This is a genomic window from Tannockella kyphosi (genome assembly GCF_021054785.1).
GTDB classification, from domain to species: Bacteria; Bacillota_I; Bacilli_A; order Erysipelotrichales; family Coprobacillaceae; genus Tannockella; species Tannockella kyphosi.
Map to the genome: position 1 here is coordinate 868,094 of NZ_CP088239.1, position 17,465 is coordinate 885,558.

Sequence of the window (17,465 nt, forward strand, 5' to 3'; positions counted from 1 at the left end):
TCTATGTTTTTTTTATCAAGATTAGGACATACTTCTATTGGTGATAAAATGGAATATATAAATATAATAATCTTACCTTTTATTTCTCTATTCGTTTTGTTCTTTTTAACAAAACTAATGGGATATAGACAAGTAAGTGAATTAAGCATGTATGATTATATTAATGGAATAACAATTGGTTCCATTGCTTGTGAGTTTATACTAACTGGAGATAAAGAACCTATTCGATTATTAGTAGCGTTATTAATTTATACTACAGTAACTATTTTGGTATCAAAATATTCAATAAAGAATAGAAAGTTTCGTTATCTGGTAGAAGGTAAAGCTGTTATTTTATTTAAAAATAACAGAATACAAAATAATATGTTAGAAAAAGCAAAGATGGATTTGGATGAATTATTGATGCAATGTAGGATGTTAGGATATTTTTATTTAAATGAAGTAGATACTATTATTTTAGAAGCAAATGGTAAAATTAGTGTTTTACCTAAATCTAAGTATCGTACAATTCAAATAAATGATATGTCATTAAATCATCAACCAACATCAATTATTCAAATTATTGTTCAAGAAGGAATAATAAATAAAGATGTTTTATATCAAAGTGGTCATCATGAAAAATGGTTAGAGCTTTATCTTACAAAACACCAATGTCTCTTAAGTGATGTTTTATTATTATATAAGTTAGAAAATAATCAACTATTTCTATATAGCAAAGAAAAATAATCTGTTTTTATAGAAACAAAGACGCTACTTTAGTAAGTAACGTCTTTTTAGGTATAATAAAACACATCAGTTATGATGTGTTTTAAGATTTGTTATTATTTACCAAAATATCTAGCTAATAAACCAGCAAATGCTTTACCATGTCTAGCTTCATCTCTTGCCATTTCATGAACTGTATCATGAATAGCATCTAAGTTTAATGCTTTTGCACGAGTAGCTAAGTCAACTTTACCTAGAGTAGCACCATTTTCAGCTTCTACACGCATTGATAAGTTCTTTTCAGTAGAATCAGTTAATACTTCTCCTAATAATTCCGCAAATTTAGCAGCATGTTCTGCTTCTTCGAATGCAGCTTTTTCCCAATATAAACCAATTTCAGGATATCCTTCTCTATGAGCTACACGACTCATTGCTAAATACATACCAACTTCTGAACATTCTCCTTCAAAGTTAGCACGTAAGTCTGCTTTAATATCTTCAGGAACATCGCTTGCAACACCTACTACATGTTCTGCTGCCCAAGTCATTTCTCCTGATTGTTTTGCGAATTTACTCGCTGGTACTTTACATACTGGACACATTTCTGGAGCACTATCTCCTTCGTGAACGTAACCACATACTGTACATACAAATTTTGCCATTTTCCTTTTCCTCCTTCTTAATACGCTTTAATTATAGACCAATTGATTGAAAAAGAAAACTATTTTGCTTTCTTTTTATTAAGTAAAATATTATAATGTTTGTGTTATTTAAATAAGTAGTAACTTGTACTAACTTTATTCATTAAATAACAAATTTAATGTATTGGACACCGTATTAGAAATAAACGGTAGTTGGAGGAAAAATGAGAAATAAAAAAACAAAAACAATGGTTTTATATGCTTTTTTTATAGCGATTGAAATCATCCTTGTATGTGTTCCCTTTCTTGGGTTTATCCCTTTAGGGTTTATGAATGCAACGACTTTGCATATTCCAGTTATTATCGCAGGGATTGTTTTAGGTCCTAGTGGTGGTGGTGTAATTGGGCTTGTGTTTGGATTATGTTCACTTATTAATGCGACATTGAATCCGACTGTGACATCTTTTGTTTTTTCACCCTTTATTAGTGGTAACTTACTTTCTTTGGTTATTGCAATAGTTCCTAGAGTTTTATGTGGGTATTTAAGTGGTGTTAGTTTTATTGTTTTACAAAAGATATCGAAAAAGAAAAGACTTATTATGTTTATTAGTGGTATTATTGGTTCTTTTACAAATACTATATTTGTTTTAGGAGGAATTTATTTTATTTTTGGTACTACTTATAGTCAAACAATAGGGATTGAGGTAAATACTTTATTAATGTATTTTATTACTGTAGTAGGTATTCAAGCAGTAGTAGAGGCATTATTAGGATCTTTTATTAGTTGTAGTGTGGCTAAACCACTTTTATCTTTAGGAGGTAAGTAGATGAAAAAAACAATTCTAATTGGAGTTTGTGGTAGTGTTGCAGCATATAAAAGTGCGCAATTAGTAAGTGATTTATTAAAATTAGGGTATGATATTGAAGTAGTCATGACTAAAAATGCTACTAAATTTATTCAACCAATGACCTTCGAAGCATTAATTAAAAAACCTGTTTATATTGATGTAGTCGATAAATCAGAAGGGTACCAAATAAAACATATAGAATTAGCTAAAAAAGCTGATTTATTTATAGTAGCACCTTGCTCTGCTAATACATTAGCTAAATTAGCGAATGGTTTATGTGATGATATGTTGTCTACTACTTTTCTTGCATGCACTTGTAAGAAATTAATAGCCCCTGCTATGAATACGGCTATGTATGACAATCTAGCTACACAAAGAAATATTGAGCGTTGTTTAAGTTATGGTATTACTTTTGTTGAACCTGGCAATGGTTTGTTAGCTTGTGGAGATGTCGGTAGAGGGAAACTTGCGGATATGGAAGATATCAAAGAAATGATTGATTACTGTTTGGAAGAAAAGCTTTTAAGAAATAAAAAAGTATTAATTACTGCGGGACCAACGCAAGAAGCAATCGATCCTGTTCGTTATATAACAAATCATTCTAGTGGTAAAATGGGGTATGCATTAGCAAAAAAAGCATTTCAATTAGGTTGTGATGTAACATTGATAAGTGGCCCGGTGAATCTAAAAGTACCTTATGGTATTCAACATATTTCAGTAGTTAGCGCTAGCGAGATGTTGGAAGCTGTAAAAGGATGTTATTTAAAACAAGATATTATTATTAAAGCAGCTGCAGTTGGTGATTATCGTGCCAAGACAGTAGCTAGTAATAAAATTAAAAAAGGAAATCAAGATATATTCATTGAGTGTCAAAAAAATGATGATATTTTGGCTTTTCTAGGAAATCATGTAACGAAGCAAAAACTATGTGGTTTTGCAATGGAAACTGAAAATTTGATTGAAAATGCCCAAAAGAAGTGTATTACAAAAAACTGTGATTTACTTGTTGCTAATGATTTAACAACATCTGGAGCTGGTTTTCAAGTGGATACCAATAAAGTATTCTTTATTACCAAAGACAATGTTCAAGAGTTGGATTTAATGACAAAAGATGAACTGAGTAAAGAAATATTATTAACGTTAAGTAAGGAGAATTAGTTATGTTAATGGCAGTAGATATAGGAAATACAAATATTACCATTGCTATTTTTGATGAAGAAGAGATTGTTGGACATTATCGTTTAACAACTAAATTTCAAAGAACTAGTGATGAATATGGTTTTATGATATTAAGCTTTTTACAAGCTTCTAATATTCAAATAGATAAAATTAAGGATATTATTTTATCTTCTGTAGTACCTAAAATAAATTATTCTTTTGTTAATTCATTAAAAAAATATTTATTAAAGACACCGATTATTATAGGACCTGGTATTAAAACTGGGATTTCTATTAAAATAGATGATCCTAAAACATTAGGAGCTGATCGTCTTGTAGATGCAGCTGGTGCTTTCAATTTATATGGAGGACCTTGTATCGTAATTGATTTTGGTACTGCAACTACTTTTGATGTTATTAATGAAAAAGGAGAATTTTTAGGAGGAACAACTGCTCCTGGTATTAATATTTGTAATAATGCATTAAGTTTACAAGCAGCTAAATTACCAGAAGTAGCTATTGAAAAACCACCTTTTGCAATTGCTAAAAATACAGTAGATAGTATGCAAGCAGGAATTGTTTTTGGTTATATTGGCTTAACTGATCATATTATAAAGGTTATAAAAAAAGAGTATGGACAAGATATGAAAGTTATTTCAACAGGTGGATTAGGGAGACTCATTTATAACGAGTCATCATATATTGATGTATATGACCCTGATTTAACATTCAAAGGATTAAAATATATTTATGACAAAAATATCGCATTAAAAAATACATTCAATTAAGGATGTATTTTTTATATATTTGCAATTGTTTTAATAAATATAAAATACTTACTAGAAGGCTGATTTCAACAACTATGTTAATGGAACCAAAAAATACTAAAAAAATACCAATACAACTAATACAATACATGCATAATTGAAATAACTTTTGATAAATAGAATAATCAATATATTTATATTCTTCAATAAATAAAGCAAGTAAATAAAACAATAAAATATTAGAAAAAGTAGTAATCATAACATGTAACGTACTAAAAATATCATTACTTTCTACATGATAAGGAAGTAATGCTCCTAAAAGCATCGTTAATGAAGTGAGTATAGTTAATTTTAGATATTTATTATTCCCTTTCGATAATAAATAACAATGATAGGTAAGGGTAATGTTTGTACTAATAATCACAAATAAATAGACAAAATAATAGCCTTCACTATAAGAAAAATAGGTAATATTTTGATGAACACTTGGTAATAAGAAAGCAACACCAATATAAATAAGAAAAAGTAACATTTTTTAAACTCCTTAAAGTAATTGTTGATATTTTAAAGTATAACATAATGGAGGATAATTGAATGGAAAAAATAAACGATAATGAAGTAAAGTTAACAAAAGTCAATGTAGAAGTAAGTAAAGAGTATCAAAAATATTTACCTAGCTTAGTAAAAGCTAAGTTAGAGGTTCATTACCATGGTGATGTAACACCATCTATTTCTTGTGTTGTATCAGTAGGACAAGAAGATAGCATTGCATTATTTGAAATAAAGTTAGAATATGAAGTGCCAGTAATGTCTTTATCCAGACAAGGAGAGTATATTGATCAGATTGGTGATATTATCAAACCACGAATAGAAGATTTAATCAATTATATTATCATTGAAACAGGGCATACGTTATGTGAAAATAACTAGGAAACTTTCTATAACATAGGACATATGATATATGGAGGTGACTTATGAGAGCATATGTGGATTGTAGTGATAAAAGAAGTGAATCGATTAAGGATAGTTTGAAACAAGCAGGATATTGTCTTTTATCAAAGAATTTGATAAAAGATTGTTCTTTGGTTTATTTAGGGATGCAAGGGGATAAATATAGTGATCAAGATTTTATGTCTTTGGCAGATGTATATACCCTTTGTTATCATCCAGCGATAGAAAAACAGTGTGAATTATCGAATGCAAAATATCACAATCTTAGTAATGATAAAGATTTTGTTTACCAAAATACATTATTTACTATTGAAGGATTAATAGGTTATTTAATTACAAATGAAAAACAGTCAATACATGATAATACTTATTTAATTTTAGGTTATGGTAATTTAGGAAAACAAGCATATAAAGTCTTAAGGGCATTGGATGCTTGTGTTTATGTAGCAACAGATAATATCGAGGAACATTTCCAATTACAAAAAGATGCTATTTTGTATTCTCTTTTATCTTGTTGCTATCCTAGAACAATAACAGTTATTATTAATACCGTTCCTGCACCTGTTATTTCATTAGAAAATGATAATGTTAAAATCTATGATTTGGCATCTAAGCCTTATGGTTTAAATGAGTTGATAAGTAGTCTATCTTATCAACGATTAAGTAGCTTACCAACGTATTATCATACACCTTTATCAGGAAAGATGATTGCAAATACAATAATGAAGAGGGATGATTTAATTGTTAACGAATAAAAAAATTGGTTTAGCTATTACTGGTTCTTTTTGTTCTATGAATGATATGTTAGAAGTAATTGATTATATTAATAAGAATCATGGTGATTTGTATGTTTTGTTTAGTGATACGATCCGTAAATATGATACTCGATTTAATAAATCGAGTGAACTAATTAAACAAATAGAAAGAAGAATAAAAAGACCAATTATTGATGACATCGTTCAAGCTGAAAAGTTTGGTCCAATAGAAAAACTAGATTTAATGATTGTATATCCATGTAGCGGTAATACCCTAGCTAAATTAGCGACGGGTATTAATGATAATGCTGTAACAATGGGCTGTAAAGCAACTTTACGTAATCAAAGAAATATATTAATAGGGTTGTGTACAAATGATGCTTTATCTACCAGTGGAAAGAATTTAATGCAACTATTAAATACAAAACAATATTATTTTATACCGATGATTCAAGATAATGTGCTAGATAAGCCCAATAGTATGATTGCAAGTATCAAACATCTTGCTCCATCTATTGAATGTGCATTACTAGCTAAACAAGTGCAACCTGTTTTTATAGGTGATAGTGATGCTTAAAGTAGTTAAGTTTGGTGGTAGTTCTTTAAAAGATAAAAAGAGCAGAGAAAAAGTGATTGATATTTTGATGAATGAAAAAGATAAATTAGTTGTAGTTGTTAGTGCGATGGGGAGATATCCCCAAGCCTATGCTACTAAAACATTAGAAAGTCTTATTTCAACAAAAGTAACGGTACAAGAAAATGCTCGTATTATTAGTGTAGGAGAAATTATTAGTAGCGTTATTTTATCAAATGAATTACAAGAAAAAGGTTGTAAAGCGTTGTCAATATCCAGTTATCAAGCAAAAATAATAGTCAAAGAGAATCAAATTAAATCGATTGATACAAAATATATAAATAGTTTGTTTAAAAAATTTGATATTGTTATTGTGCCAGGTTTCCAAGGTATTGATGAACAAGGAGAAATACAAATATTAGAAGCAGGGGATAGTGATTATAGTGCTGTTTGTATAGGACAGGCGTTAGGATTGGATAAGATAACAGTATATTCAGATGTTTGTGGTATTTATACAGGGGATCCTCATTATATTTATAATCCAAGATTATTAAATGAAGTAAGTTATATTCAAGCAATGAATTTAGCTACTCATAAAGCAAGGATTATTTGTTATAAAGCTTTAGAGCAAGCTCAAAAACAAGATGGATTTGTCATTAAATTACAATCCACCTTTCAAAAAGATTATAAAACATTGGTTTCTAGTAAAACAAGTAATCATAAAATGATGTCTATTGATTTTGATTATTATTTAATTAAAGTAGAACAGTTAATTAAAAAGGATGAATATTTTATTTATGAAATGATGAATGACTTAGCAATTATAAAGAAAGAAGATGTAACGAAACTACAAGCTAATTATAGTATTGTTAATAAGTTAACAAAAGTTCATTTTGTTAACTGTGCATTGGATAATCAACCTATTTGTCAAAACTATTTGGATGGCATGTGTATACCTAGTAATAGGGAGAAAGATAGTTATTATATTGAAAAAAGAAAGGAAATTGAAGAGCTTAATCAATTACATGATATCATTGTTAGAGATGATCGTTATGTTTGATATTATTACTGCTTTAGTTACTCCTTTTAAAGAGGATAACCGTATTGATTATTTATCGATTCATAGATTAATGGATTATTTAATAAAGGAAGGGAATACGCATTTTGTTTTGTGTGGTACAACGGGTGAGTGTTCTTGTTTATCAATGAAAGAAAAAATAGAATATATTCATTATATGATTCAACATTTTAAACAGTGTCGTTTTATTGTTGGTATTAGTAGCAATTGTACAAAAGAAGCAATTTATCAAATGGAACAATTATCAATCATTGAAAAGATAGAGGCATGGTTAGTTGTTACACCATATTATAACAAACCAAATCAAGAAGGATTGTTTCAACATTTTGATGCAATAGCAAAAGCTAGCGATAAAAATATCATTTTATATAATGTTCCAAGTCGAACTAGTGTAACTCTACAAACAAATACAATTATAAATCTTGTTAAAAACAATGATAATATTATTGGTTTAAAAGAGGCAGGAGATATAAAAGATGCGGTTTTATTAAAAGAACAGTTACCAGGTTTTTGTGTTTATTTAGGTAGTGATGAACTATTAGAGGCTGCTATTATGATGGAATTAGATGGGGTTATTTCGGTAGCAAGTCATCTTTTGTATAAAACGATGGAGGATGCTGCTAGAAAAGAAGCAATAGATTATTTTGATTATAAACTAAAAGTAAACTATTTATTTAAAGATAGTTCACCAGCTCCAATCAAGTATCTTTTATCCCAAAAGAAATTAATTCAAAACTATTTACGCTTACCTTTAGTTCCGGTGTCTAATGAGATGTCAGCCCAGTTAAATCGAGTCTTTAGGAGTAACTAGTTTTTTATTCTAGTTACTTCTTTTTTTCTAGAATTGTGGTATACTATTTTAATGAACAATACAGTGGATATTTTATAGTGTCTATGCTATAATACTGCTACTAATTACTATCGAAATAAAAGAAGAATCATTATTTATATAAATAATAGTTTTAGAAAAAAGGAGAAAACATGAAAAAAGACAACATTCGTATCTTGCCTCTAGGAGGGCAAGCGGAGTTAGGGAAGAGTATGTATTGTATTGAAATTAATGATAAAATCATTATATTAGATGCTGGATTTAGATTCCCTGAAATTGATAAATTAGGAGTAGATATTATTATTCCTAGTTATGATTATTTAATTGAAAATAAGAAAAAGGTAAAAGCTATTATTATTAGTCATGGTCATGATGATGTAATGGCAGGATTACCTTATGTATTACAAGTCGTAAATGTTCCAGTTTATGCACCAAATTTAACAGCTGATTTAATTGAACAAATGATGGATCGTTATAATCGTCATAATTCAAAAATTAATTATAAATTAAACCGTGTTAAACGTAATGGTTCTATTACCATTGATGGAATACCAATCGAGTTCTTCCCGGTAACACATTCTATTCCAGGAAGTGTTGGTATTGCTATTTGGACTAGTGAAGGTTATATCGTTTATACAGGAGAGTTTATTATTGATTTTGGAGCTCCTGAAGGATTTGGTTGTGATATTCAAAAGATGATGGAAATCGCTAAAAAAGGTGTTTTAGCAATGCTTGTAGAATCGTCATATGCAACCAAAGATGGATATACTTCACCTAAGCATAAGTTAACACCGTTAATTGAAAATATTTTTGAGGAAACAGAAGGTAGAATGATTATTTCTACTTATGCACAAAATATTTTTAGAACAAAAGAAATTCTAGAATTAGCACGTAAATACAATCGTCGTGTTGTATTTTATGGACGTGATAAATATGATAGTACGAATAGTATAGTTCGTATTGGTCAAAAGTTAAAAAAAGCTATTATTGATATATCACCAGATATTATTGCTTTTAAAGGAGATATTAATAAACCTGGGGTAAAAGAGAAACTTGTGGTTATGTTAACTGGTAGTCCTAGAACTATTTATCATGATATTTGTGATATTATTGATGGTGGAGATGAATTCTTAAAGTTAGAAAAAGATGATACTTTTATTGTTGCTTCACCAGTTTTACCAGGAACTGAAAAAATTGCAACTAGAGCACAAAATGAATTATATAAAACAGATTCAAAAATTCACTTATTAAAAAGTAAAAGTTTATATTCGATGCATGCTTCACAAGAAGATATTAAAGTATTAATTCAAATTTTTAATCCTACATACTTTATTCCTGTAAAAGGAGAATATCAACATTTTGTTGCTAATATGAAAATAGCAAAAGGAATGAATATTGCGGATGAAAATATTGTTATCTTAGATAATGGAGAAAGAATTACATTTAAAGATGGAAAATTAGCAGGATTTAGAGATGCTATTGAAGTAGAAGATGTAATGATTGATGGTATTGGTGTTGGTGATGTTGGAGAAAAGGTTATTGATGATCGTATTCAATTATCAAATGATGGAGTAGTTATTATTGGTTTAACAATAGATAGTAAAACCAAAGATATTGTAACTACAACAGATGTACAATCAAGAGGATTTATTTATTTAAGAGATAGTGAATATATTATTCGTACAATCATTGAAATGAGTGAAGAACAAATAGCGACACTTAAAAAAGATCCGAAATTAGAAGTAGTTGAAATAAGACAAATTATAAAAGATAAAGTAAGTCGTTATATTAGTAAAGAAACTGGAAAAAGACCAGTTATTTTACCAGTAGTAATAGAAGTATAGCAAGCTTTAGGCTTGCTTTTTTCAAAGAGGGAGAGAGCTTATGGCAAAAACAAAAAGAAGTGTAAAAGCAAAACAAGAAGAGATTAGTAAAGATTTACAAATGCGTTTAGCTGGTTTAATGGGAATGTTTCTTGTTGCCTTAGCTAGTTTACAATTAGGGTTTGTAGGTCAAAAAACACATTACTTATTTCTTGTTTTATTTGGAAATTTTACAGGTATTTTATATTTTATTTTGTTTGTTTTATTTGGCTATCTATTAATAAAAGCAATTATTCCCAAATTTACTGGACCTCGTGCAGTAGGGCTTTATTTATTAATGCTAGGTATTTTGTTAATTATTAGTGTCCCAAGTAATACTGAAATAGTTGGCTTTGATGTATTAAGTAGTTATATTAGTACATTGCCTCTTAATCGAGGAGGAATTATAGGATCTTTTATTTATTCTTTGTTTAGCATGTTATTTGATTATATTGGAACGATGATTGCGGCTGTTATCTTGATTTGTGTTGGATTAATTTTTGTTGGTGGTAAAGAATACACGGTATATATGCAAAAACAAAAAGCAAAAAAGAAAGTCAAAAAAGAAGTGAAGATTGATAATCAAACATATCAAGTAAAAGAAGTAAAACAACCTAAAAGGAAAGAATTTTTTACTCAAAATGAAGTTAAAAAAGCGCCATTATTTCCAGAACAAGTATTTGAAGAAAAAAATATAAAAGAGGATACTCCAACTATTGATATTTTAAAAACAAATGAAAAAGTAGGTAAGGAACCTAAAAAAGTAGTTCCATTTACAATTATTGAAAATACGCAACCAGAACCAATAGAAGAAGAAGTTCCCTTGGTTTTACCAAACCAAGATGATACGAATTATCAATTACCACCTTTAACTTTATTAAAATATAGTAAAAAAACAAAATCTAATAATAAAGATAGTGCCTTAGATAATGCACAAAGACTAACCAATGTTTTACAACAATTTGGTGTCAATGCTTCTATTCAAGATGTCTTTATTGGTCCTTCTATTACAAAATATGAATTGGTTTTAGAAACAGGTACTCGTGTTAATAAAATCATTCAACTACAAGATGATATTCGTTTAGCCTTAGCAACAAAAGATATCCGTATTGAAGCACCAATTCCAGGAAAGTCTGCAGTTGGTATTGAAATGCCTAATGAGACTTCCTCTTTAGTATCTTTTAGAGAATTGTTTCATGATATTCCAAATGATTTAAAATCAAATAAATTAGTAGTGCCTTTAGGAAAAGATGTTAGTGGTCATTGTGTATATGCAGCTTTAAATAAGATGCCACATTTACTGATTGCTGGAGCTACTGGTAGTGGTAAATCTGTTTGTGTTAATACGATTATTTGTAGTATTTTAATGAGAGCAAAACCTAGTGAAGTGAAGCTTATTTTAATTGATCCTAAAAAAGTAGAGTTATCTAACTATAATGGGATACCTCATTTATTAACTCCAGTAGTAACAGATCCTAAAAAAGCTGCTAGTGTATTAAGAGAAGTTGTTAATGAAATGGAACGTCGTTATGATGTTTTTACAATGCATAATGTTCGTAATATTGAGTCTTATAATGAGTATGCTAAAAAGAAAAATGATCTTTCTCCTGATGAAAAGCTAGAGGTCTTAAGCTATTTTGTAGTTATTTTAGATGAAGTAGCTGATTTAATGATGGTAGCTAGTAAAGAAGTAGAGGATTGTATTATGCGTATTGCTCAAAAAGCACGTGCTGCTGGTATCCATATGATTGTTGCAACCCAAAGACCAAGTACTGATGTTATTACTGGTGTCATTAAAGCAAATATTCCTTCACGTATTGCTTTTGCAGTGGCTTCCAGTATTGATTCTAGAACAATATTAGATTCTACTGGTGCTGAAAGGTTACTTGGTAAAGGAGATATGTTGTATTTACCAATGGGGACTAGTTCACCACAACGTGTCCAAGGGGCATTTGTTAGTGATGAAGAGGTTGCTAAAATAACAAACTATGTTTCTATTCAACAAACTGCTAAATATGCTGAAAGATTTGAAAAGATTCAAAATGAATCTGTATCATCATCTGATAATGATGATAATGATGAAGAGTATGAAGATTGTCGTAATTATGTAATAAGCGTTCAAAAAGCAAGTGCTTCTTTATTACAAAGACAATTTAGAATTGGATACAATAAGGCAGCTCGTATTATTGATCAATTAGAAAGTGATGGCATCATTGGGCCTCAAATTGGGTCTAAACCCCGTGAAGTATATGTTAGAGCTTATGAAGAAGAAAATTAATGTACTATTTATTAGTACATTTTTTTACTAAAAGTAATTATGATGTTTTATTTGAAAATAAAACAAAGTGGTTATATTTAGTTAATTTATGTCATTTTTAATGCATTTAAGGGATTTAAAGGACGTATTTGAGTATTTTGTGTAAACAATTGTCGAGTTTTTAGTAAAAATGGCTTTTCAAATAAGTATAATAGTGTTAAAATTTCTCTAGAAATATTCTAAGGAGGAAAAAGAATGAAAAAATTATTAGCTTTATTTTTAGTGTTTTCTGTTTGTTTAACTGGATGTTCTAGTAGTGACAGCGATACAGCTGCTGAAACTTATGAAATTGCGTTAGTAACAGACGAAGGTACTATTACTGATGAGTCATTTAATCAAAGTGCTTGGGAAGCTGTTGTAGCTTTTGGAGATGAGTATGGAGTGACTTACAAATATTATGAACCACTTGAATTTGATACTGCTGGGTATACTTCATCTATTGAAGAAGCAATTGATAATGGTGCGAAAGTTATTGTTTGTCCAGGTTACAAATTTGCAGATGCTGTTGGGCAAGCGCAATATGATTATCCTGATGTTAACTTTATCTTAATCGATTCTACACCAACTCTTGAAGGAGAAGAATGTGATATCGAATCAAATTTATATTGTGTTACATATTTAGAACAACAAGCTGGTTACTTAGCTGGTTATGCTGCTGTTGTTGAAGGATTTACTGAAATTGGATTTATGGGTGGTATCGCTTTACCTGCAGTAGTTAACTTCGGATATGGTTATGTTCAAGGTGCTGCTGATGCTGCTGAAGAATTAGGAGTTACTATCAACATGACTTACTATTATACTGGATCATTCAATGCAAGTACTGACATTAAGGCTTCTGCTTCATCTTGGTATGCATCTGGTGTTGAAATAATTTTCTCTTGTGGTGGAGGAATTTGTGATTCAATTTTCGCTGCTGCTGAAGAAGTAGGTGCTTATACTATCGGTGTTGACAGTGATCAAAGTAGTTCTTCTGACACAGTTATTACTTCTGCTATGAAGGGTGTTGTTAATACTGTATATGATACTTTAATTCTTTATAGTGAAGGTAGTTTCCCTTCAGGTTATGAAATTTTAGGAGCTGAAGGTGATTATGTTGGATTATCTGATGATTTCTCTAGATTCAGTGTATTTACTGAAGATGATTATACTGCATTATTTGAAAATGTAAAAAATGGTTCAATTGCTATTGAAACATATTCAGATTATTCTGATTACGCTGGAGATCCTAGCATGTTTGCTACTGACTCTATGACAATCACTTATATTGCTGACTAATCTTAAAAAGCACATAGTAATATGTGCTTTTTTTTATAAAAAATATTTATATATAAAGTCGTTTCGTGTATAATGTTGACTAAAGGAGTGAATGTATGGAATATGTTATAGAAATGTTGAATATTACGAAAGAATTTCCTGGTATCATTGCTAATGATGATGTTACTCTCCAATTAAAAAAAGGAGAGATTCATGCTTTATTAGGTGAAAATGGTGCTGGAAAATCTACACTAATGTCAATTTTATTTGGTCTTTACCAACCAAATAAAGGATGTATAAAAATAAATGGTGAAGAAGTCAAAATTAATAACCCACTTGATGCCAATGATCATGCAATAGGGATGGTGCATCAACATTTTAAGTTGGTTCATAATTTTACAGTTTTGGAAAATATTGTTTTAGGGATTGAACCTACAAAAAATGGAAAGTTGTTTTTAAATGAAGCTCGAGAACGTGTTCTTGAATTGTCAAAGCAATATCATTTAAATGTCAATCCAGACGCTTTAATTAGTGATATTACAGTTGGTATGCAACAACGTGTTGAAATTTTAAAAATGTTGTATAGAAATAATAATATTTTAATTTTTGATGAACCAACTGCTGTTTTAACACCTCAAGAAATAATTGAACTTTTAAAAATCATGAAAAACTTAATTAGCGAAGGAAAATCAATTATTTTTATTACTCATAAGTTAAATGAAATTAAAGAAGTAGCAAATCGTTGCACAATTTTACGTAAAGGTAAATATATTGATACTGTAAACGTAGATGAAGTTTCAAAAGAAGATTTATCTAGGATGATGGTTGGACGTGATGTAAATTTTGAAGTCGAAAAAAGTGAAATTCCTTTAGGGGATGTTATTTTAGAAGTTAAAAATCTTTCATACGCTCTTCATGAAACACATAAAAAGGTTTTAGATAATATTTCTTTTGATATTCATGCTGGAGAAATTGTGTGTGTAGCAGGTATTGATGGTAATGGACAATCAGAACTTGTTTATGCTTTAACTGGTATGTTAGAGCATACAGACGGAAAAGTGTTTATGCATGGAGAAGACATAAGTAAGCATTCTGTTCGTAAACGTATTGAAGGTGGAATGGCTCATATTCCAGAAGATCGTCATAAACATGGGCTTGTTTTAGATTATTCTTTAGAAGAAAACATTATTTTGAAAAACTATTTTCATAAGGAAATCTCTTCAAAGGGATTTTTGAAATTTAAAAATATCCGTGAAAGAGCAAATCAGTTAATTGAAAAATTTGATATTCGTTCTGGTCAAGGGGCAATTTCAAACACTAGAGGAATGTCTGGTGGTAACCAACAAAAAGTTATTATTGCTCGTGAAGTTTCTCAAGAATCAGATTTATTAATTGCTGTTCAACCAATCCGTGGTTTAGATGTAGGAGCAATTGAATTTGTTCATAAACAACTAGTGGCTCAAAGAAATAATAATAGTGCTGTATTATTGATTAGTTTAGAATTAGAGGAAGTTATGTCTGTCAGTGATCGTATTCTTGTTATTTATGAAGGAGAGATTGTTGCAAATGTTCGTCCTGAAGATATTACGGTAGAAGAATTAGGGCTATATATGTCCGGATCGAAGCGAGGTGTAGGCTATGAAAAATAAAAATCTAATCATCGCTCTAACTTCTTCATTGGTGGCTATAGTCATTGGTTTAATTATTGGTTTTATTGTTGTTTATCTTACTGACTCTTCTATTGCTGTAGATGCATATACAGTCTTATTGAGTGGTGGTTTTTATAAAGGTATTAAAAGTACAGGTGAAGTTTTGTTTTATGCTATGCCTGTTATGATGACAGGGTTGTCAGTTGCTTTTGCATTTAAATGTGGGGTTTTCAATATTGGAACTCCAGGACAATATATTTTAGGAGCCTTTACTTCGATATTTGTTTGTACATATTGTGACTTTATACCTTCATCAGTACTATGGTTAGTTGCTTTAATTGCAGGTGGAATTGCTGGAGCTATTTGGGCAATTATTCCAGGTATATTGAAGGCGTTCCGTAATGTAAATGTTGTTATTTCTTGCATTATGATGAACTATATCGGTATGCTTCTTGTTATTAAGTGGGTAAAACAATATATTTATAATTCTACAGGTGCAACTTCATTAACTGTTTCGTCTGCAAATGCAGTACCTTCGTTTGGTTTGTATGATTTTTTTAATCGTTCAAATGTTAACATTGGTATTTTCATTGCAATTGGATTATGTATTCTTGCTTATTTTATTTTAAATAAAACTACATTTGGTTTTGAACTAAAAGCTGTAGGGTATAATTCAGAAGCAAGTAGATATGCTGGAATGGATGATAAAAAATGCATTATTATTTCAATGATGATTGCTGGATTCTTTGCGGGTATTGGTGGTGCTTTAGCTTATACTGCAGGGACTGGTAAATCAATTTCAACATCAGAAGTCTTAGCGGCTGATGGGTTCACTGGAATTTCAATTGCATTGTTAGGGTTTAATAATCCTTTAGGTGTTATTTGTGCGGCATTATTTATTTCGTACATTGAACTTGGAGGATATTATATGCAAGCTTATAATATTCCAGTGGAAATCATTGATGTTATCGTTGCATGTATTATTTATTGTAGTGCATTTTCATTCTTTATTCGAAAGATTATTGAAAGCTTTTTTGAAAAAATTGGTAAAGGAGGTAAAGAATAATGGTTATTTTTCATTTCATGTTTGATCAAATGTTATTGTTTTGTATTCCTTTATTAGTAGTTGCTCTTGCTGGGCTATTTAGTGAACGAAGCGGTGTAGTTAACATTGCTTTAGAAGGGATTATGATTTTTGGTGCTTTTATTGGGATTTTATTAATGTATTTTTTACAAACTTATGAAATTTTATCTGGTCAAGCACTTTTATTAGTTTGTATTCTTGCTGCTGCAATTGCTGGAGGATTATTTTCTTTATTTCATGCTGTTGCCTCGGTTAGTTTTGGTGCAGATCAAACAATTAGTGGGACTGCTTTAAATTTATTAGCACCTGCAATTGGTGTTTTTGTTGCTAAATTAATTTTTAATGGAACTGATAGTATTTCATTTAAAAATGAATTTATTATTTCAAGAGTTCCAGTGTTAACAGATATTCCATTTATTGGAGAACTACTTTTCACGAATTTCTATTTAACAACTTTTTTAGGGATTTTTATCTTGATTGGAACTTGGTTCTTCTTTTATAAGACTAAATTTGGTTTGAGAATGCGTGCATGTGGAGAATTTCCACAGGCTGCTGATGCTGCCGGTATTAATGTTGGTAAAATGCGTTATTTAGGGGTTATTATTTCTGGAGTTTTAGCTGGAGTTGGTGGGATTATTTATGTTATCCCTGTAACAACTTCATTTGATAGCCAAGTGGCTGGATATGGGTTTTTAGCGTTAGCGGTTTTGATTTTTGGTAACTGGAAGCCTTGGCGTATTGCTACTGCTTCTGTGTTCTTTGCTATTTGCAAAACAATTTCAACAACTTATGTAATTGTTCCAGTATTATTAAATTCTGGAATTTCGCCAACGTATTATAAATTATTACCTTACGTTGCAACTTTAATATTGCTTGCGTTTACTTCGAAAAACTCTGCTGCACCTAAAGCTTGTGGCGAGCCTTACGATAAATCGAAAAGATAGATTGTTCTTAGGAACAATCTTTTTTTTATGCTTTTAGTATAAAAAGCAT

At 29.8% G+C, this 17,465-nt stretch carries 17 protein-coding genes; 15 read left to right on the top strand and 2 right to left on the bottom strand.

All coding sequences use genetic code 11. The features are described 5' to 3' along the window. Positions 1–3 precede the first annotated feature (3 nt). The gene (locus LRR82_RS04460; RefSeq protein ID WP_249030327.1) at positions 4–726 is read left to right on the top strand and encodes a DUF421 domain-containing protein; all 723 of its coding nucleotides are present in this window, start codon (positions 4–6) and stop codon (positions 724–726) included. Positions 727–821: 95 nt separating this feature from the next. On the opposite strand, the gene LRR82_RS04465 is transcribed toward LRR82_RS04460, so the two are convergent. After that, a complete protein-coding gene (locus LRR82_RS04465) occupies positions 822–1,367 on the bottom strand; it encodes an NADH peroxidase (RefSeq protein ID WP_249030328.1) in 546 nt (181 codons plus the stop codon). Between the two features lie 203 nt (positions 1,368–1,570). Between LRR82_RS04465 and LRR82_RS04470 the strand changes: the two genes are divergently transcribed. Genes LRR82_RS04470 through LRR82_RS04480 form a run of 3 tightly spaced genes read left to right on the top strand, consistent with a single transcriptional unit; the run spans position 1,571 to position 4,140 of the window. Next, positions 1,571–2,173 (top strand): ECF transporter S component, encoded by a 603-nt coding sequence (locus tag LRR82_RS04470; protein ID WP_249030329.1) that lies wholly within the window; start codon positions 1,571–1,573, stop codon positions 2,171–2,173. Beyond that, a complete protein-coding gene (coaBC, locus tag LRR82_RS04475) occupies positions 2,174–3,352 on the top strand; it encodes a bifunctional phosphopantothenoylcysteine decarboxylase/phosphopantothenate--cysteine ligase CoaBC (protein WP_249030330.1) in 1,179 nt (392 codons plus the stop codon). It abuts the gene before it with no gap. Between the two features lie 2 nt (positions 3,353–3,354). Then, the gene (locus LRR82_RS04480; RefSeq protein WP_249030331.1) at positions 3,355–4,140 is read left to right on the top strand and encodes a type III pantothenate kinase; all 786 of its coding nucleotides are present in this window, start codon (positions 3,355–3,357) and stop codon (positions 4,138–4,140) included. Here LRR82_RS04480 and LRR82_RS04485 read toward each other — a convergent pair. Next, complete coding sequence (locus LRR82_RS04485) at positions 4,133–4,651, bottom strand: hypothetical protein (protein WP_249030332.1); 519 nt, start codon at positions 4,649–4,651, stop codon at positions 4,133–4,135. The genes LRR82_RS04480 and LRR82_RS04485 overlap by 8 nt on opposite strands. Before the next feature lie 62 nt (positions 4,652–4,713). On the opposite strand from LRR82_RS04485, the gene LRR82_RS04490 reads away from it, so the two are divergent. The 11 genes from LRR82_RS04490 to LRR82_RS04540 all read left to right on the top strand — a co-directional run bounded on the left by LRR82_RS04490 (position 4,714) and on the right by LRR82_RS04540 (position 17,416). Next, positions 4,714–5,049, top strand: a complete 336-nt coding sequence (locus tag LRR82_RS04490) for a hypothetical protein (RefSeq protein ID WP_249030333.1) — start codon at positions 4,714–4,716, stop codon at positions 5,047–5,049. 44 nt (positions 5,050–5,093) lie between these two features. Continuing rightward, a complete protein-coding gene (locus LRR82_RS04495) occupies positions 5,094–5,825 on the top strand; it encodes a hypothetical protein (protein ID WP_249030334.1) in 732 nt (243 codons plus the stop codon). After that, positions 5,812–6,402 carry a dipicolinate synthase subunit B gene (locus LRR82_RS04500; RefSeq protein WP_249030335.1) on the top strand — a complete coding sequence of 197 codons (591 nt, stop codon included), beginning with the start codon at positions 5,812–5,814 and terminating at the stop codon, positions 6,400–6,402. The genes LRR82_RS04495 and LRR82_RS04500 overlap by 14 nt, the downstream gene beginning before the upstream one ends. Continuing rightward, positions 6,395–7,459 (top strand): amino acid kinase family protein, encoded by a 1,065-nt coding sequence (locus tag LRR82_RS04505; RefSeq protein ID WP_249030336.1) that lies wholly within the window; start codon positions 6,395–6,397, stop codon positions 7,457–7,459. Before LRR82_RS04500 ends, LRR82_RS04505 begins: the two co-directional genes overlap by 8 nt. After that, positions 7,452–8,288 carry a 4-hydroxy-tetrahydrodipicolinate synthase gene (gene dapA, locus LRR82_RS04510; protein ID WP_249030337.1) on the top strand — a complete coding sequence of 279 codons (837 nt, stop codon included), beginning with the start codon at positions 7,452–7,454 and terminating at the stop codon, positions 8,286–8,288. Before LRR82_RS04505 ends, dapA begins: the two co-directional genes overlap by 8 nt. Positions 8,289–8,458: 170 nt before the next feature. Continuing rightward, positions 8,459–10,150 (top strand): ribonuclease J, encoded by a 1,692-nt coding sequence (locus LRR82_RS04515; RefSeq protein ID WP_249030338.1) that lies wholly within the window; start codon positions 8,459–8,461, stop codon positions 10,148–10,150. 40 nt (positions 10,151–10,190) lie between these two features. Then, on the top strand, positions 10,191–12,446 hold the full coding sequence (locus tag LRR82_RS04520; protein ID WP_249030339.1) for a DNA translocase FtsK: 2,256 nt from the start codon (positions 10,191–10,193) through the stop codon (positions 12,444–12,446). 234 nt (positions 12,447–12,680) lie between these two features. Beyond that, positions 12,681–13,760, top strand: a complete 1,080-nt coding sequence (locus LRR82_RS04525; RefSeq protein WP_249030340.1) for a BMP family lipoprotein — start codon at positions 12,681–12,683, stop codon at positions 13,758–13,760. A 95-nt stretch (positions 13,761–13,855) separates the two neighbouring features. Continuing rightward, on the top strand, positions 13,856–15,388 hold the full coding sequence (locus LRR82_RS04530; protein ID WP_249030341.1) for an ABC transporter ATP-binding protein: 1,533 nt from the start codon (positions 13,856–13,858) through the stop codon (positions 15,386–15,388). Beyond that, a complete protein-coding gene (locus LRR82_RS04535) occupies positions 15,378–16,454 on the top strand; it encodes an ABC transporter permease (protein WP_249030342.1) in 1,077 nt (358 codons plus the stop codon). Before LRR82_RS04530 ends, LRR82_RS04535 begins: the two co-directional genes overlap by 11 nt. After that, complete coding sequence (locus LRR82_RS04540; protein ID WP_249030343.1) at positions 16,454–17,416, top strand: ABC transporter permease; 963 nt, start codon at positions 16,454–16,456, stop codon at positions 17,414–17,416. Before LRR82_RS04535 ends, LRR82_RS04540 begins: the two co-directional genes overlap by 1 nt. Positions 17,417–17,465 lie beyond the last annotated feature (49 nt).

What these genes read in the sequence shown, in the direction of transcription:
- coaBC (WP_249030330.1), top strand. Translation starts at nt 2,174, where the DNA reads ATGAAAAAAACAATTCTAATTGGAGTTTGTGGTAGTGTTGCAGCATAT.
- LRR82_RS04480 (WP_249030331.1), top strand. Translation starts at nt 3,355, where the DNA reads ATGTTAATGGCAGTAGATATAGGAAATACAAATATTACCATTGCTATT.
- LRR82_RS04540 (WP_249030343.1), top strand. Translation starts at nt 16,454, where the DNA reads ATGGTTATTTTTCATTTCATGTTTGATCAAATGTTATTGTTTTGTATT.
- LRR82_RS04530 (WP_249030341.1), top strand. Translation starts at nt 13,856, where the DNA reads ATGGAATATGTTATAGAAATGTTGAATATTACGAAAGAATTTCCTGGT.
- LRR82_RS04485 (WP_249030332.1), bottom strand. Translation starts at nt 4,651, where the DNA reads ATGTTACTTTTTCTTATTTATATTGGTGTTGCTTTCTTATTACCAAGT.
- LRR82_RS04495 (WP_249030334.1), top strand. Translation starts at nt 5,094, where the DNA reads ATGAGAGCATATGTGGATTGTAGTGATAAAAGAAGTGAATCGATTAAG.
- LRR82_RS04460 (WP_249030327.1), top strand. Translation starts at nt 4, where the DNA reads ATGTTTTTTTTATCAAGATTAGGACATACTTCTATTGGTGATAAAATG.
- LRR82_RS04515 (WP_249030338.1), top strand. Translation starts at nt 8,459, where the DNA reads ATGAAAAAAGACAACATTCGTATCTTGCCTCTAGGAGGGCAAGCGGAG.
- LRR82_RS04535 (WP_249030342.1), top strand. Translation starts at nt 15,378, where the DNA reads ATGAAAAATAAAAATCTAATCATCGCTCTAACTTCTTCATTGGTGGCT.
- LRR82_RS04525 (WP_249030340.1), top strand. Translation starts at nt 12,681, where the DNA reads ATGAAAAAATTATTAGCTTTATTTTTAGTGTTTTCTGTTTGTTTAACT.
- LRR82_RS04470 (WP_249030329.1), top strand. Translation starts at nt 1,571, where the DNA reads ATGAGAAATAAAAAAACAAAAACAATGGTTTTATATGCTTTTTTTATA.
- LRR82_RS04490 (WP_249030333.1), top strand. Translation starts at nt 4,714, where the DNA reads ATGGAAAAAATAAACGATAATGAAGTAAAGTTAACAAAAGTCAATGTA.
- LRR82_RS04465 (WP_249030328.1), bottom strand. Translation starts at nt 1,367, where the DNA reads ATGGCAAAATTTGTATGTACAGTATGTGGTTACGTTCACGAAGGAGAT.
- LRR82_RS04520 (WP_249030339.1), top strand. Translation starts at nt 10,191, where the DNA reads ATGGCAAAAACAAAAAGAAGTGTAAAAGCAAAACAAGAAGAGATTAGT.
- LRR82_RS04505 (WP_249030336.1), top strand. Translation starts at nt 6,395, where the DNA reads ATGCTTAAAGTAGTTAAGTTTGGTGGTAGTTCTTTAAAAGATAAAAAG.
- dapA (WP_249030337.1), top strand. Translation starts at nt 7,452, where the DNA reads ATGTTTGATATTATTACTGCTTTAGTTACTCCTTTTAAAGAGGATAAC.